General features: G+C 61.1%; 17 protein-coding genes. 13 read left to right on the top strand and 4 right to left on the bottom strand.

Going from position 1 to position 15933, the window contains the following annotated elements:
* Positions 1 to 90 precede the first annotated feature (90 nt).
* From CPI83_RS25150 to CPI83_RS25125, 6 genes are read left to right on the top strand one after another with little or no spacing between them, the layout of a single operon-like run.
* Entirely contained in the window at positions 91 to 1689 is a 1599-nt protein-coding gene (locus CPI83_RS25150; RefSeq protein WP_042950817.1) for an FAD-binding protein, read from the top strand.
* Between the two features lie 3 nt (positions 1690 to 1692).
* Positions 1693 to 2478 carry a 2-keto-4-pentenoate hydratase gene (locus tag CPI83_RS25145; RefSeq protein ID WP_003945480.1) on the top strand — a complete coding sequence of 262 codons (786 nt, stop codon included), beginning with the start codon at positions 1693 to 1695 and terminating at the stop codon, positions 2476 to 2478.
* A gap of 8 nt (positions 2479 to 2486) precedes the next feature.
* The gene (locus CPI83_RS25140; RefSeq protein ID WP_020906143.1) at positions 2487 to 3389 is read left to right on the top strand and encodes an acetaldehyde dehydrogenase (acetylating); all 903 of its coding nucleotides are present in this window, start codon (positions 2487 to 2489) and stop codon (positions 3387 to 3389) included.
* On the top strand, positions 3386 to 4429 hold the full coding sequence (dmpG, locus tag CPI83_RS25135) for a 4-hydroxy-2-oxovalerate aldolase (protein WP_020906144.1): 1044 nt from the start codon (positions 3386 to 3388) through the stop codon (positions 4427 to 4429). The genes CPI83_RS25140 and dmpG overlap by 4 nt, the downstream gene beginning before the upstream one ends.
* Positions 4430 to 4432: 3 nt before the next feature.
* Positions 4433 to 5185: an SDR family oxidoreductase gene (locus tag CPI83_RS25130; protein ID WP_097387884.1), complete on the top strand. Its 753-nt coding sequence runs from the start codon at positions 4433 to 4435 to the stop codon at positions 5183 to 5185.
* Positions 5182 to 5670: a VOC family protein gene (locus CPI83_RS25125; RefSeq protein ID WP_097387883.1), complete on the top strand. Its 489-nt coding sequence runs from the start codon at positions 5182 to 5184 to the stop codon at positions 5668 to 5670. The genes CPI83_RS25130 and CPI83_RS25125 overlap by 4 nt, the downstream gene beginning before the upstream one ends.
* Here CPI83_RS25125 and CPI83_RS25120 read toward each other — a convergent pair.
* The gene (locus CPI83_RS25120; RefSeq protein WP_097387882.1) at positions 5657 to 7264 is read right to left on the bottom strand and encodes an FAD-dependent monooxygenase; all 1608 of its coding nucleotides are present in this window, start codon (positions 7262 to 7264) and stop codon (positions 5657 to 5659) included. The genes CPI83_RS25125 and CPI83_RS25120 overlap by 14 nt on opposite strands.
* A 141-nt stretch (positions 7265 to 7405) precedes the next feature.
* Here CPI83_RS25120 and CPI83_RS25115 point away from each other — a divergent pair, with 141 nt between their 5' ends.
* Positions 7406 to 7882 carry an HIT family protein gene (locus CPI83_RS25115; protein ID WP_097387881.1) on the top strand — a complete coding sequence of 159 codons (477 nt, stop codon included), beginning with the start codon at positions 7406 to 7408 and terminating at the stop codon, positions 7880 to 7882.
* A gap of 82 nt (positions 7883 to 7964) precedes the next feature.
* On the opposite strand, the gene CPI83_RS25110 is transcribed toward CPI83_RS25115, so the two are convergent.
* A complete protein-coding gene (locus CPI83_RS25110; protein ID WP_020968429.1) occupies positions 7965 to 9398 on the bottom strand; it encodes a DUF1254 domain-containing protein in 1434 nt (477 codons plus the stop codon).
* Positions 9399 to 9716: 318 nt separating this feature from the next.
* On the opposite strand from CPI83_RS25110, the gene CPI83_RS25105 reads away from it, so the two are divergent.
* From CPI83_RS25105 to CPI83_RS25080, 6 genes are all read left to right on the top strand, one after another.
* A complete protein-coding gene (locus tag CPI83_RS25105) occupies positions 9717 to 10892 on the top strand; it encodes an alkane 1-monooxygenase (protein ID WP_003945652.1) in 1176 nt (391 codons plus the stop codon).
* Entirely contained in the window at positions 10889 to 11059 is a 171-nt protein-coding gene (locus CPI83_RS25100) for a rubredoxin (RefSeq protein ID WP_097387880.1), read from the top strand. Before CPI83_RS25105 ends, CPI83_RS25100 begins: the two co-directional genes overlap by 4 nt.
* A 30-nt stretch (positions 11060 to 11089) precedes the next feature.
* Positions 11090 to 11281, top strand: coding sequence for a rubredoxin (locus CPI83_RS25095; protein WP_007734094.1), 192 nt, complete (start codon positions 11090 to 11092; stop codon positions 11279 to 11281).
* Complete coding sequence (locus CPI83_RS25090) at positions 11281 to 12537, top strand: FAD-dependent oxidoreductase (RefSeq protein WP_020968430.1); 1257 nt, start codon at positions 11281 to 11283, stop codon at positions 12535 to 12537. The genes CPI83_RS25095 and CPI83_RS25090 overlap by 1 nt, the downstream gene beginning before the upstream one ends.
* Positions 12538 to 12607: 70 nt before the next feature.
* Positions 12608 to 13234, top strand: coding sequence for a TetR/AcrR family transcriptional regulator (locus tag CPI83_RS25085; RefSeq protein ID WP_020906152.1), 627 nt, complete (start codon positions 12608 to 12610; stop codon positions 13232 to 13234).
* A gap of 194 nt (positions 13235 to 13428) precedes the next feature.
* Positions 13429 to 14262 (top strand): hypothetical protein, encoded by an 834-nt coding sequence (locus CPI83_RS25080; protein WP_020968431.1) that lies wholly within the window; start codon positions 13429 to 13431, stop codon positions 14260 to 14262.
* Positions 14263 to 14335: 73 nt separating this feature from the next.
* Here the strand turns inward: CPI83_RS25080 and CPI83_RS25075 are convergent, their stop codons facing one another.
* Both CPI83_RS25075 and CPI83_RS25070 read right to left on the bottom strand, forming a co-directional pair.
* Positions 14336 to 14707 (bottom strand): hypothetical protein, encoded by a 372-nt coding sequence (locus CPI83_RS25075; protein WP_007734099.1) that lies wholly within the window; start codon positions 14705 to 14707, stop codon positions 14336 to 14338.
* Positions 14708 to 14709: 2 nt separating this feature from the next.
* On the bottom strand, positions 14710 to 15870 hold the full coding sequence (locus CPI83_RS25070) for a Rieske 2Fe-2S domain-containing protein (protein WP_097387879.1): 1161 nt from the start codon (positions 15868 to 15870) through the stop codon (positions 14710 to 14712).
* Positions 15871 to 15933 lie beyond the last annotated feature (63 nt).

Genomic DNA, 15933 nt, shown 5'->3' with positions numbered 1-15933 from the left:
GGTGTCAGTCCATGCTTTCTGCCAGGAAGTATTTCCGGACGTTGTCATTGATAACGAAACACGTTGCAGTGAGATTGAGGATGGTGCGGTGTGACCTGGGATACTTCGGTTGACGTCCTTGTGGTCGGGTTCGGTGTGGCGGGCGCCAGCGCGGCCCTCGAAGCGGTAGCGGCCGGTTCGTCGGTTTTGGCGATCGACCGAGCGCTCGGCGGTGGGGCCAGCACGATTTCCGGAGGAATCTACTACGCCGGCGGCGGCACCGTGATTCAAAAGGAAGCCGGTGTCGATGACAGTCCCGAAGCCATGCTCGCCTACCTGAACCGCGAGGTCGGTGACGCGGTGACGCCGCAGACTCTGCGCCGGTTCGTCGACGAGAGCCCGGCGTCGATCGACTGGCTGCGCAGTCACGGTGTCCCGTTCGAGGCCTCACTCTGTCCGTACAAGACGTCGTACCCGAGCAACAAGCACTACCTCTACTTCTCGGGCAGCGAATCTGCCGGCGGGTTCCGTGACATCGCAAAACCTGCTCCGCGCGGCCATCGCGCCAAGGGGCGTGGCACGTCGGGAAAGATGCTCTACGGCCCGCTCGCGAAGTCCGCGGAGGCCAAGGGCGTCCAGTTGCTCGGCCAGACGAGAGCGGACCGGCTGATCATCGAGGACGGCCGGGTGATCGGCGTCGAAGTACTGACTCTTCGTGACGCACCTGCCGGAGTTCGTCGCCGTCACGCGACGCTCGGATCTCTGTCCTCCAAGCCCGGCGTCTACGCGCCGCAGTTGCGCACGATTCTCGACGCACTCATCGCGAAGATCGAGAAGAAGCACGCTAAGCGGATTCGCATCCAGGCACGCGGCGGCGTGATCCTCAGCGCCGGCGGCTTCGTGTCCAATCGCGAGATGATGCGCACCCATGCCCCCGCCTACAAGGGCGGTATCCCGCTCGGCACCTCCGGGGACGACGGCAAAGGCATCAACCTCGGTATCGAAGCCGGGGGAGCCACCGACAAGCTCGGCAATGTTTCCGCCTGGCGATTCATCGTCCCGCCGAGTGCTTTTCTCGGTTCCATCCTGGTGGGTGAATCCGGTGCGCGAATCGTCGACGAGTCACGTTACGGTGCCGCTCTCGGTCAGGCGATGGCAGAGAAGAGCAACGGAATCGGTTGGCTGCTGGCAGATTCCGAACTCGTTCGCGAAGCGAAATCGCAGATCGGTGACCAGTCGATGTGGTTCCAGCGGGTACAGACCACTGGCATGATGCGTACCGCAGTGCGTGGCAACACCATTGCCGAGGTCGCCCGTAAAGCGGGGATAGACGTCGCCGGCCTTCAAGCCACCGTCGACGCGCACAACTCCGCTGCCGCTGCCGGACAACCTGATCCGATGGGCAAACCGTCGGACTTCGTCAGGCCGATACTGTCTGCGCCGTTCACGATGTACGACGTCTCGATCAAGCCCAACATGATGAATCCGTGCCCGATGCTCACGCTCGGTGGATTGGTGGTCGACGAATCGTCCGGCATGGTGAAAAACGAGGCCGGGGAGGGTATCCCTGGCCTGTATGCCGCCGGCCGTACCGCCGTCGGTATCTGTTCCAACTCGTATGTGAGCGGCTTGTCGCTCGCCGACTGCGTGTTCTCTGGACGACGAGCCGGTCAGCATGCAGCCGCATTCTCCACAGTCGGAAAGGCCTGAACGATGCTCTCGACGCAGATCCGCGGCGAACTTGCCGACCATCTTGATTCGGCGGAACGGGATCGCGCTCCGATCAGCCCGCTGATCGCCACGTATCCGGACATCGACGTCGTCGACGCCTACGAGATCCAGCTCATCAACATCAGGCGTCGTGTTGCCGGTGGCGCAAAGGTGGTCGGACACAAGGTCGGGCTCTCGTCACTGGCGATGCAGCAGATGATGGGCGTCGACGAGCCAGATTACGGTCACCTGCTCGCCGAGATGGAAGAGTTCGAGGACCGTCCGGTCGACACGTCGCGCTTCTGCTTCCCACGCGTCGAGGTGGAGGTCGCCTTCATTCTGGGAGCAGATCTGCCGGGCGCCGGGTGCACCGAACAAGACGTCATCGACGCCACTGTCGCCTATGCGCCGTCCATCGAGTTGATCGACAGCCGGATCAAGGACTGGAAGATCGGCCTCTCGGACACCATCGCGGACAACGCGTCCTCCGCCGGGTTCATTCTCGGCAAGGAACGAGTTCGCCCGTCGGACATCGACATCAAGGCGATCGATGCGGTGCTGACCTGCAACGGCGAGCGGATTGCGGAGGGGCGCAGCGATGCGGTTCTCGGTAACCCGGTCACCGCTGTCGCGTGGTTGGCGCAGAAGGTCGACACGTTCGGAGTTCGGCTCAAGGCCGGCGACATCGTTCTGCCGGGTTCGTGCACGCGAGCGATCGACGCTCATCCAGGCGACAACTTCCGAGCCGAGTTCAGCGGCCTCGGTTCCGTCTCTCTTCAGTTCACGTAGGAGTAGTCATGACCAAGGCAAGTGTGGCGATCGTCGGATCGGGAAACATCAGTACCGATCTGTTGTACAAACTGCAGCGTTCCGAGTGGCTCGAACCGCGATGGATGATCGGAATCGATCCCGAGAGTGAAGGATTGGCGCGCGCCCGCAAGATGGGACTCGAGACCTCCGCCGAGGGCGTCGACTGGTTGCTCAGCCAGGCGGAGAAACCGGACCTGGTCTTCGAGGCGACGTCGGCATACGTGCACCGCGAGGCAGCACCACGCTACGAGGCCGCCGGTATCCGTGCCATCGACCTGACTCCGGCCGCGGTCGGCCCGGCTGTGGTTCCGCCCGCGAACCTGCGTGAACACCTGGACGCACCCAACGTCAACATGATCACCTGCGGTGGGCAGGCAACCATTCCGATCGTCTACGCGGTATCGCGTGTCGTCGACGTGGCGTACGCCGAGATCGTCGCCTCCGTTGCATCGTTGTCCGCCGGCCCGGGAACTCGCGCGAACATCGACGAGTTCACCAAGACCACCAGCCGCGGTATCGAGACCATCGGCGGCGCACAGCGCGGCAAGGCGATCATCATCCTCAACCCCGCGGACCCGCCGATGATCATGCGCGACACAATCTTCTGCGCTATCCCCGAAGACGCCGATCAGGCCGCGATCACCGACTCCATTCACCGCGTCGTCAAGGACATCCAGCAGTACGTGCCCGGCTACCGGTTGCTCAACGAACCGCAGTTCGACAAACCGAGCGTCGTTTCCGGTGGCTATGCAACGGTCACCACGTTCGTCGAGGTCGAAGGCGCAGGCGATTTCCTGCCGCCGTACGCGGGCAACCTCGACATCATGACGGCAGCAGCCACCAAGGTGGGCGAGGAAATCGCCCAGAAGCTTCTGAGTGTGAAGGCATGAGCGACATGATTCATTTCGATTCGAGCTGGGACATCCGCGTCACCGACACGTCACTGCGCGACGGCTCCCACCACAAGCGTCATCAGTTCACCGTCGAAGAAGTACGAGCCATCGTCGGTGCGCTCGACGGAGCCGGAGTGCCGGTCATCGAGGTCACTCACGGCGACGGCCTCGGCGGGTCCTCCTTCAACTACGGCTTCTCGAAGACTCCCGAGCAGGAACTGATCAAAGCTGCAGTCGAGACGGCGACCAACGCGAAGATCGCCTTCCTGATGCTGCCCGGGTTGGGCATCAAGGACGACATCGTCATCGCGCAGGACAACGGTGCGTCCATCTGCCGCATCGCAACTCACTGCACCGAGGCCGACGTATCCATCCAGCATTTCGGCCTCGCGCGTGAGCGCGGACTCGAAACAGTCGGATTCCTCATGATGGCTCACTCGATTCCGCCGGAGAAGCTGGCCAAGCAGGCTCGCATCATGGCCGACGCGGGTTGCCAGTGTGTGTACGTGGTCGACTCGGCCGGCGCGCTGGTACTCGAGCAGGTATCCGATCGCGTCGAGGCGCTGGTTCAGGAACTCGGCAATGACGCTCAGGTCGGCTTCCACGGCCACGAGAACCTGGGCCTGGGCGTCGCCAATTCCATTGCGGCAGTTCGTGCGGGAGCCAAGCAGATCGACGGTAGTACCCGTCGATTCGGTGCCGGCGCCGGCAACGCCCCGGTGGAGGCCTTCGTCGGTGTTTGCGACAAGATCGGCGTCAAGACCGGTATCGACTTCTTCGCCATCGCCGATGCAGCCGAAGATGTTGTGCGCCCGGCAATGCCGCAGGAATGCCTGCTCGATCGTCAGGCACTGATGATGGGCTACGCCGGCGTGTACTCGAGCTTCCTCAAGCACGCCGAGCGTCAGGCAGAACGGTACGGAGTGTCGTCTGCCGAGCTTCTGGTGCGCGCAGGCAAGCGCAAGTTGGTCGGCGGCCAGGAAGATCAGTTGATCGACATCGCGCTGGAACTCCAGCGCGAAGCAGCGGCTTCCTAGGCCATGGCAGACGTACTGGCCGGAAAAGTGGCCTTGGTGACCGGCGCGTCCTCAGGATTGGGGCGCGCGGTGACCGAGATCCTCCACCGGAGGGGCGCACAGGTTTTCGGTATCGCCCGTGACAAGGAAAAGCTGCGGCAGTCGATGGTCGAGGTGGTCGGCACGGACGGTGAGCGTCGTTACGCAGCGACGGACGTCTCGGATTCTGCTCAGTGTGATGCGGCCGTGCAAGCGTGTGTCGACGCGCTCGGTGGTATCGACATCCTCGTCAACGTGGCGGGATCGCACTCGCTTCGTCACACGGCGGACATTGCGGATTCCGAATGGGCACATGACCTTGCGGTCAATCTGAACGGACCGTTCTTCCTTTCCCGAGCAGCACTGCCGCACTTGCTGGAACGGGGCGGCAACATCGTCAACGTCTCCTCGATCGCGGGGCTGGAAGGGCAGGCGTACTCGGCTGGATACTGCGCTGCCAAGCACGGACTCATCGGACTGACCCGTGCGATGGCGATGGAGTTCACCGGAAAGTCTCTGCGTGTCAACGCAATCTGCCCCGGCGGCATGATGACTCCTCAAGTCACCGGATTCACCTTCCCCGACGGAGTCGACTTCGATCTCGTCATGAAGGTTGCGTCGCGGCGTGGCTTGATGGAAGCCGAGGACGTTGCGAAGATGGTGGCTTTCGTGGCCTCCGACGACGCCTCGGCGATACACGGGGCCGTCTACTCGGTCGACAACGGAAAAATGGCATGACCCCGTTGGTCTCGGGACCGATCTTCCAGATCTGCTGGGTGGTCGAGGACATCGAGGCTGCCGAACAGGAGTTCACTCGGCAGTGGGGAGTGGAGCGGTGGCTGCGTATGCCAGGCATCGTCTTTGGCCCCGAGACCACAACGTATCGCGGGGAGCCCGCGGACTATGTCGTGCACGTATCGATCGGATATGCGGGCAGCCAACAGCTCGAGCTGATCCAACCAGTATCCGGACGCAACCTGTACACGGAATTCCTGGAGACTCACGGCGTCGGAGTTCATCACATGGCTTGGGTTCCAGACGATTACGAGGCGACGTTGCTAGAGGCCGAGCGTCGCGGAATGTCGGTGGTGCAACAAGGTCGGGTAGAGGGCGCCGGCATGGAGTTCTCCTACCTCGATGCCGGGCCATTGGGTGGATACGTCGAGTTGATGAAGCTCTCACCCGAGATCCGGTTGATGCTCGCTTCGCTCATTCCTGATTGACGGCAAACACTTTTGCGAAGTAGTCGGAAACGTTCTCCGGGTGACCACGGAATCCGAGGTAGCCGTCGGGGCGAATGACCAGCGCCGCCGTACCTTCGACCCCATACGCGGCGCATAGCTGCGAGTCGTTGTCCTCGATGATCGGCACCAACGAATCGACGGTCACGGTTCCCGGTGGCACTATCGCGTAGACGTCCAACATGCGGTGCGCTGATCGAATGGCGGCGTCGGCGACCTTCTCGAGGCTGTTGATGCTCTCTGCGGATCCGTCCGAAGTCAGGAGTAGCGTGTGGTCGACTCCGGACAGCAAGTCGAACAACCGAATTGGATACTGCACACCGTCTCGGCGCATTCCGCGGGCATCGGGTGCACGCTCGCCCGGTTGAACGTGTGGACTCGAAGAATCACGCCCGGTGTTCAGCGGACTCTCCGAGTAGTCGATCAACAATTGAGCCTGGCGCCGCATTGCCGTGTCGATGGAAGACTCTCCCGAACCGATTCCTTCTCGAGCATTTCGGACGGTCATCCCGACGACTTCTTCACCGACCGGCCGTCTTTCGGCGTCGTAGGTCTCGAGAAGATCTGCTGTTGCAACGCCTTTGACGGCGAGCGCTACCTTCCATGCGAGATTGTGGGCGTCCTGGATCCCGGTGTTCATGCCCTGCGCGCCAGTCGGGGGATGGATGTGCGCGGCGTCGCCGGCGACAAAAACCCGTCCGCGACCGTAAGCGTCGACGATGCGGTGGCTGATGCGGAAGACCGAGGACCATCGCAGCATCGAGGCGGTTGTCGGTTCTGGGGACAGTCTGTCGAGCACTGCCTGGAGGTGATGGAGTTCAGGTGTCTTGCCGGTTGAAAAACCGTGTTGTACAGAGGCTTTGTTCGACGATTCGTCCGGCATCAAATCGTCCGGAACGAGCATCGACATGCGGTACCGCTTGTGTCCGGGAAGCGGGATGCAGACGAGTAGGTCGTCGGTGGTTCCGTCGTCGGCGGTGTGGTTGGCGCGAACGGAGTAGCCGCTGGGGATCGACCAGTCGACTTCGACGTCGCCGAGCATGTAGCTTTCGGCAAACGCGCCGCCCTCGAAGCTCAGTCCCAACCCTTTGCGGACCACGCTGTGAGCGCCGTCGGAACCCACCAGATACTGGACATTCACGGTGCTGCCGTCGCTGAGTGTGCAGGTGACGGCGCCGTCGGATTGTTCGAATGCGGTGAGACCGACTCCGCGTTCAACGGTTGTCCCCAGCTCGGCGAGGCGCTCGGTGAGGATGCGCTCCGTCGAGTACTGGGGGAGGCAGAGGAACCAGTAAGGAACGTCCTCGGGGAGGGTGAGGTCGACGCGGGCGACCTCGACGCCGTTCGTGTACATGATCTGACCGCGCATCAGTGTCGAGGCGTCGAGTGCCTGGCGGAGCACCCCCATGTTCTCGAAAAGTTCGAGAGTGCGTGGCTGAATCCCGACGGCTTTCGCGTATTGCCGCGGTTCGTCGAGGGGGTCGACTATTCGGCATGAGATGCCGCGTCTGCGCAGCTCGATCGCGGTGGTCAAACCGATCGGGCCGGCGCCCGCTACCAATACGTCGGTATCCATGAGGACCCACTCACGTCGGGGACAGTCGGTCATTTCAGTATGGGTAAGCGAACTTTCGTTTTGGGGAAATTCGCGCAAATCGGACGTCTTGAGAGTCTTCTGCACGAATCGAAGCCATTGAGTTCGTGAGAAGATCGCGAAGTGAGGGCAGACGAGTTGCATCATGCGCCGCCGGAGTACCGCTGCCCGTTCTGTCGCTTCGCGCTGGGCGAGTTCGACGAGCACAACGCGTCGACCGACCTGGTTGCTCGAACCGACCACGCAATCGCTCGGATTTCCCCGAAGTGGTGGCCGGGCAACCCTGGCCACGTACTTGTGTCACCGATCGAACACTTCGAGAATCTCTACACTTTGCCCACGAGCGTCGGGCACTCGGTGTTCGACCTGGTTCAGGCTGTGGCTGTTGCAATTCGTGAAGAATACGGCTGTGACGGTGTCTCGACCAGGCAGCACAACGAACCGGCGGGCAACCAGGACGTCTGGCACCACCACGTCCACGTATTTCCGCGCTACGAGGACGATCGCCTGTACTCCCGGCATGGCGAGGCTGCATACGTTTCACCCCAAGCGCGAGCGCCTTACGGCGCACTGCTGCGCGCTCGATTTTCTGAATGCTGAGCCAATACGCGCTCGGCCGAGTGCTGGGGCAGGCGGAGGAACCGGGTAGTGAATTCGCGAAATGGCCATTTCCGCGTAGGCGTCAGCGTATCGGCTCGAGATCACCTGGCGTCCATGTCTGGTCGAAGAATGGCTTGCCAGGGCCGTAGAGACGAAGGATCACGAAGTAGCCCTTTCCCGGCAGTGTTCGGAGCCAGTTCGTCTCGTCTGCAGCGTTCGGCTTGGTCGGCCCGAAGTAGATGTCGTGTGACCCGTCGGGGTTGATCGTTGGTTTGTCCATCGTGTTGACCGAGGGGAAGGGTTGTCCGTTGTCGAGGCCGGACGCGGTGACGCTGTCGTAGAGAGCAACTGACCAGAAAAGCGCCGCGGGCAAGTCCGGAGGTAGATGAAGTGAGTACGAGTTCCCCCCGTCCAACCAGTTTCCTTCGGAATCTTTCATGGTCGCCGGGTACTTTGCGCCCTTGTCGACGATGTTCACGACCATGCCAGGTGAATTGGAGTACGCCGCAGTGAAGAACGCACCGCGCTGCTCGAGATTCGTGAATGTCCCGCTCGATTGGAACTCGGTATTCTCACCGGCAAAAGTGTTGACCCACGGTTGATTTGGATAGTAAGTGCCCCCCGGTTCGAGTGCCAGCAAGCTGGTCACTGTCACCTTGGACATCTTGAACGCTGTGCGAGCGGCCTTGTCGAGAAGTTCTCGGTCGTCAGGAGTGGGATCGAATGCTTTTCCCTTTTCGATTCCGAGTGTGTGGAGAAAGCCGCGCAGGTCAAGGTCATAGGGGTCCACGGCCTCACTCTGGATGAACCTGTCGAGCATCTCGAAGTAGGTGCCGTCCTGTGGAAAGAGCATGTTGCATTCCACCCCTGAAGCGCGAGGGAACTGCATGGGTAACGCGCCGTCCTTCTGTCCGAGGGGATATATGACGGTGCTCTCGATCCGGTTGACAGCGGGAGACAAATCGGCGGGATCGGCGAAGAACGCACGCCAGAAAAGGAATACGTTGTTCGTGCGTGAGCGGTAGATGTATCCCTCGGCCGGTTCCGGCCCGGAGTACCCGGGTGGCAGCAGCACGTATGTCGCACCGGATCCGGCGTCGGGCCCCGCCAAGCCGACATCACCTTTCCAAGTGTGTCCCTCGATAGTGGGGCCGACGATCGGACGTTGCCAGAAGTCGTCGAAAATCCCCTGGACTCCCGCCGGGGCCTCGACGACCAAAGGGCCGTATTTGTCGAGATCGAGATATCCCATGGCATAAACGACGTCGAAGTTCGGGGTTGTCACGAGAGTCTTTGCATCGATTCGGTTTTGCCATATCGGGAGGACGTTGTATCCGGCACCGAACGTCGATTCCGAACCCTCTTTCATCGCCCAGATGTTGATCGCCGGCAATGACCACAGATAGCTCTGTACGGCTCGTTGGAACACCAACTCGTTTCGCAACGAGATCGAAGTCTCGCGAGTCGGGAATCCGGTCTCGAACTTCGAGTCCGCCAAGTCGTCGTAGTGCCCCATCGTCGATCCTCTCGCTCGGTCGCGGCGTGGCAGTGCGCGCCGACTTCGACCACACAATCACGGTTGGAGCGCTGGGGGATCGCCCGTCAAGGATGAGAACTGCGCTCTGGCGAGCGGATCGACCGGGGATTCCGAAGGCGACACCTGGCCCTCCCAGAGCTTCCGGCGTGTACAAATCAGCATGTTTGTAAAACTTTTACCTTCAAAATCGTTGACAAAAGACCGCAATTTGTCCACTCTCTATACATAGATGTTGTTCGTGTCGCGGGTTGCCGCGCAGGACGCACTCACTGATCCGAACGAGAACTGGAGAATTCGATGGCGGCGTTGGTGTACACCGAGCCAGATGGTCGGCTCGCAACTTGGAGAGACCGGAAACGCTACTTGTGGCTGTTGGCGCTGATTCCGTCATCGGCAACTTTCATCGCCGTGGGACTTGTTACCGCCACCGGATGGAATGTCTTCTGGTGGACCGGCCCACTGATTGCGTTCGCTCTCATTCCCGTCATCGACATCCTGGCGGGTGAGGACGGGAAGAATCCGCCCGACGAGGTGATCGACGAACTCGAGAACGACCGCTTCTACCGGTGGTGCACCTACGCCTATCTGCCGCTGCAGTACACGGCCTTCTTCCTGTCCTGCTACATCTGGGCACGTTGGGATTTGAGCGTTCTCTCCAATATCGGACTCGCAGTGACGATCGGTGTGACGGCCGGAATCGGCATCAACACAGCCCATGAACTCGGGCACAAGAAGGAGAGCGTCGAGCGCTGGTTGTCCAAAATCGTTCTCGCACAAAGTGCTTACGGTCACTTCTACCTCGAGCACAACCGTGGCCACCATGTGCGAGTGTCGACTCCGGAAGATCCGGCGACCTCGCGCTTCGGTGAGACCCTCTACGGTTTCTGGCCGCGCAGCGTCGGCGGGGGATTGAAATCGGCGTGGCATCTCGAGAAGACCCGCTTCGAGCGTTTGGGCACCACGCACTGGAGCATCAAGAACGACGTGCTCAACGCCTGGCTCATGTCGGTTGTTCTGTTCGGTGTCGCGCTTGCAGTATTCGGGATCGGCATCGCGCCGTACCTCGTGATCCAGGCGTTCATCGGGTTTTCGCTGCTCGAAGCGATCAACTACCTCGAGCACTACGGACTCCTGCGTCAGAAAACCGCAAGCGGACGGTACGAGCGATGCACGCCGGCGCACAGCTGGAACAGTGATCGCATCTGCACCAACGTCTTTCTCTATCACCTGCAGCGGCACAGCGATCACCATGCGAATCCGACACGTCGTTACCAGGCGCTTCGCAGTATGGAAGAGGCCCCTCAGCTCCCGAGCGGCTACGCCAGCATGATCATGCTCGCCACCGTTCCACCCCTGTGGCGCAAGGTGATGGACCACCGCGTCCTCGAGCACTACCGAGGTGACATCACCCAGGTCAACATCGCGCCGAAGAAGCGCGCCAAGATCCTCGCGGCCTACGGGGTGAATGCATGAACGCCTACATCTGCCCGATCTGCGACTACACGTACACCGAATCGACAGGCGCTGCGCGAGAGGGTTTTCCGCCAGGTACCGCGTTGTCGAGTATCCCGGACGACTGGTGCTGCCCCGACTGCGGCGTCCGCGAGAAGGTCGACTTCACGCTCGTCGCGCAATCCTGATCGAACTATTCACAGGCGAAAGGAAAACCGATGTCCGAGACTGCCACTGCTTACAAATTGTTCCGCTGCCTCCAGTGCGGGTTCGAATATGACGAAGCGATCGGCTGGCCCGACGACGGTATCGAGCCCGGCACTCGCTGGGACGAGATTCCCGAAGACTGGTCCTGCCCTGATTGTGGTGCTGCCAAAGTCGATTTCGAGATGGTCGAGGTGGACCGCTGATGACAGCGGTCAGTGAGCCCGACACCCGGACCGTGGTGATCGTGGGCACGGGCATCGCCGGTTCCGGTGCCGCGCAGGCCCTGCGCAAGGAAGGGTTCGGCGGCAGCATCATCCTGATCGGCAGCGAACCTGAGGAGCCGTACCGCCGCCCGGCGCTGTCGAAGGAACTACTGTCAGGGAAAGCGTCGATCGATCGGGTTCGGTTGCGGCCGTCGACTTTCTGGAACGAGCAGGGTATCGACCTTCGGATCGGCGTGACTGTCACGAGAATCGACACAGATTCCCGCACCATACATTTAGCCGACGGTGACGGCGTCGACTACGACGTTCTGATTCTTGCCACGGGTGGACGGTCCCGACGGTTGACCGCGGAAGATTCCGAGCGCGTTCACTATCTTCGGGATATCGCAGACATGCGACGCTTGCAATCCCAGCTGATCGAAGGATCCTCGCTACTGGTGGTCGGCGGTGGCTTGATCGGATCGGAGGTGGCGTCAACGGCACGCGACTTGGGTTGCAGTGTGCAGGTTCTCGAAGCGCAACCGCTGCCCCTGTCCAGGCTGCTTCCACCGTCGATAGCGGAGAAGATCGCCGCGCTGCACAACTTGGCCGGCGTCGCCTTGCAGACGGGGGTCGACCTCGAGACGCTGACGACAGGTGTCGACGGTGTCACCGCACGTGCGCGTGACGGGCGTGAGTGGACTGCGGACTTGGCCGTCGTCGCAATCGGATCCTTGCCCGATACCGATATGGCTGCTGCTGCGGGTATTGGAGTGGACAACGGGATTTCGGTAGACCGATACCTCCGGACCTCCGTCATTGATGTGTACGCGATCGGCGATGTGGCCAACGTGCCCAACGGTTTTCTCGGCGGCATGCACCGTGGTGAGCACTGGAACACTGCGCAGGACCACGCAGTTGCAGTTGCCAAGACCATCGTCGGGAAGGAAGAACCCTTCGAATCCGTCCCATGGAGTTGGTCGAACCAATTCGGCCGCAACATTCAAGTAGCTGGTTGGCCAGGCGCGGACGACACCGTGATTGTTCGAGGAGACTTGGACTCCTATGACTTCACTGCGATCTGCATGCGCGACGGAAATATCGTCGGTGCTGTGAGCGTGGGCCGGCCGAAGGACATTCGCGCCGTCCGAACCCTTATCGAACGCTCCCCGGACATCAGCGCCGACGTACTCGCCGATTCGAACAGGGATCTGACCGAACTTGCGGCGGGTCTTGTCGCCTTACCGGTGCTCTGAGTTCGTGACTTCTGTTGCTTGCGTGTCCACCGTTTTGACACCGAGCACGGGCGATGGAAATCTTCCCGATATGTCCACCGCTCGTGCCCGTGTCCCGTACCACGAGGCAGCTCGTCAACTCCTCCGTGCGTCAGCGCTCGACGCCACACGCGAACTCTTGACCGAGAAATCGTGGAACGACATCACGATGGCGCATATCGCGGAAGCTGCGGGTATGAGCCGGCAGACGTTGTACAAGGAGTTCACGTCCCGGCAGGGATTGGCGTCCGGATACCTCATCCGTTTCGTCGACGAGTTCCTCGAAGAGGTGGAACGCGAAGTAGCGCTGCACCATTCGGACCCCCGGGGTGCGGTCTCGGCGGCCTTCCGTGCCTTCTTCGACGCCGGTGCCCGGGATCCGATGGTGGTCAGTATTGTCGGTCCTCGTCCGCAACATGACCTGCTGAGCCTGGTCACCACCGACGGGACTCCGCTGCTCGAACATGCGAGCGCGAGGTTGGCCGAGATCTTCATGACCAGTTGGGCGAACGTCGACCGCATCCATGCCGAGATGTTCGGCAGCACGATAGTGCGTCTGGCGATCAGTCACGTGACGTTGTCCTTCGGTACTCCAGATCAGATCGCCGAGAACCTGGGGGAGATGTTCGGGCCGTTCCTCGATCAGGTCATCGGTTCGGGCACAGTCGAACCGAACTGAGCCGACAGGATCGATACGGTTTCCGAGCTAGGACGGAAGTTCGATCGAGACTGATCGCCGTAGTTCTTTGGTGGGAAGTTTCGCCGATATGTGTGAATCCAAGTCCCGCTTCTCGGTAGCGTGCCGGACGTGCGTCGAGGTGCAGCCCGTGGGCGGCTCTCGTCAGATTCCGTCAACGGTGGAGGGTTTCGAAGATGAAGAGTCGCAATAAGTCTCGAGTGATGTCGACAGTTGCGCTAGTTGCAACATTTGTCATGGCCGGTGCAGGTGTGGCAATCGCCGACGAATCATCGTCAGGGTCTTCCGGCAGCGGATCGCTCGGTTCCTCCGGTGCGGCAGAGGTTGATCCGTTGACCTTCGACGGTTGGGGCACGTGCCCGATCGAGGATCTCGAGGTGACGACGTGCGCCAGCGTCGTAGTTCGCGGAGGGACCATGAAATTGGGCGCGCTTTCGGTGCCGATCCCGGACGGAAGTCTCAAGGTTGCGGGCGGCGTGAAATACGCGACCCAGCCGGACAACAGTTTCATCGAGACGTTCGTCGCCAAGCAGGACGGGTCCAACGGGGTCTATTCCAATCCAATTTCGGTACCCGGAGGTGCTCTCGGGATCGATACTCCGCTGGGACTGACTCAGATCAGCGCGACGGTGGAATCGGTGGGAGTCCCGGATCTGAAGGTTCTCGAGCAGGAACTCACCATGCCTGTTCGATTGAAACTGTCTAATCCGTTGCTCGGTGACGATTGCTACATCGGTTCGGTTTCGAATCCGATCAACCTTCACCTGACCACAACCGGAAACCCTCCGTCGGAACCTATCGGTGAGTTCCCCGGTGCAGTGTTCCCGGCAGTCCCACATTCGGATGCTGTGTTTGCGGCGCCGGGAGCCAGCGGATGTGGACCGCTCGGTGCGCTCAACTGGGCGGTGAATCTACGCGGGGGACTGCCGGCGGCCAGCGGAAAGAACTCTCTCACCACGTCGAGCGACGTCTACGCGGTGGCTGCACGAAAGGTGCGACCGCCTGCCTGACGGACGCGCAGTCGCTGGAACGTAAAACGAGGGCCGACCCGTGGTGGGTCGGCCCTCGTTCTTCACAGTCAGGTCAGCTGACCTCGGGATCACGCACCGTGATGGTGCCGTCCCTTACTGCGTCGGCGATGCTGTCGTGCAGTTTCGGGCAGCCGTCCTTCAACGCCGTCGACTGCCCGGAAGCAATTGCCTCTTTGAAGGTGTGGCAACGCAGCGCCGGGTCGGAAGTCCACTGAACACTGGTGTGCTTGTACGTGTTCTTGCGAACAAGTACGCAGGCACCGCATGCCTTGCAGTCGACTTCCTGCAGACCCGAGTCGAGGTATTCGTGCTTGTCCTCGATCGTCTGGGCCGCGATCGCCTCGAGTCGTTCCGTCTGCCCGGCAAAGTCCGGTGCCTTGGCCCAACGAGCCCACCGTGCGTCGGTTCCGATCGAGGCGCTCACGATTAGACCTCTGCTTCCTTCTTTGCCGCTTCTGCTGCAGCTTCCTTCTCGGCCTTCTGGCGTGCGAGGTTTTCCTCGACCTCGGCGTGCCAGGCCTCGTTTGCCTTGGTGGTGTCCACCTCGAACTCGAAGCGCTGCGTCATCTTCTCGGTGACGTCGGCCTTGTCCACGTAGAACTGCTCGTACCAGCGTCGTAGCTGGTAGACGGGGCCGTCTTCTTCGCAGAGAAGGGGATTCTCGATCTTGGTCTTGTTCTTCCAGATCGCGACGTCCTGTAGGAAGCCCTCGCTGATGCCCTCGGTGAACTTGCCGGCCAACTTGTCGGCCATCTCGTCGGAGACACCCGTCGGCTTCTTGACCGTCACGCCCCACTGCAGCACGAACGAGTCCGGGCTGATCGGGTAGTGGCAGTTGATCAGAACACTCTCGACCTCGTATCCGCTGTAGCTGTTCCACAGGGGATTGACCATGTACGACGGTCCGTAATACGCAGCTTCGGAGCGAAGAAGCGTGTCGCCGCCGTACTGGGAGGCCATTCCGATGTCGGGACGGCCGGTGGTGTTGAGGTACTGAGTGGCGATCTCACCTTCGAAGACGTTCTTGAAGTACGTCGGGAAGGCGTAGTGGATGTAGTAGAAGTGCGCCATGTCGACCACGTTGTCGATGATCTCGCGGCAGTTGGATCCCTCGATGACCATGGAGTTCCAGGTCCAGTCGGTCCATTCGTCGCTGTACGCACCCTCGATACGAGGAATCACGATCTCCTCGGGCGGCGGATTGCCCTCGGGGTCGTTCCAGACGAAGAGCTGACCGTTCTGCTCGAGGGTCGTCCACGCGCGGGTACGTGCGAGCGGGGGCACGCGGCGGGCATAAGGAATGCCGGTGCACTTTCCGTTGCCGCCCCAGCGCCAGTCGTGGAAGGGGCAGGCGATGGAATCACCCTTGACCTCGCCTTGTGTGAGGTCACCACCCATGTGACGGCAGTATCCGTCGAGAACTTTGACGTCGCCCTTGCTGTCGGCGAACACCACGAGCTTCGTACCGAAAGCCTCGATCGCGTGCGGTTTGCCGTCCTTGAAGGTCTTCAGTAGACCCAGGCAGTGCCAACCGCGGGCGAAACGCGTTTGCACCGTTCCGACGTCGATCTCGCGAATCTGCGCCATTGTGACCTCACATCCCTTCTAGCTGTTAGTAGAACACGTTATAGAACTCGATCCGGTTCCGCC

The organism is Rhodococcus sp. H-CA8f, assembly GCF_002501585.1.
Lineage (GTDB): Bacteria > Actinomycetota > Actinomycetes > Mycobacteriales > Mycobacteriaceae > Rhodococcus_F > Rhodococcus_F erythropolis.
Note: the sequence above shows the minus strand (reverse complement) of the source record. Positions and strands in the feature narration are given on the sequence as shown.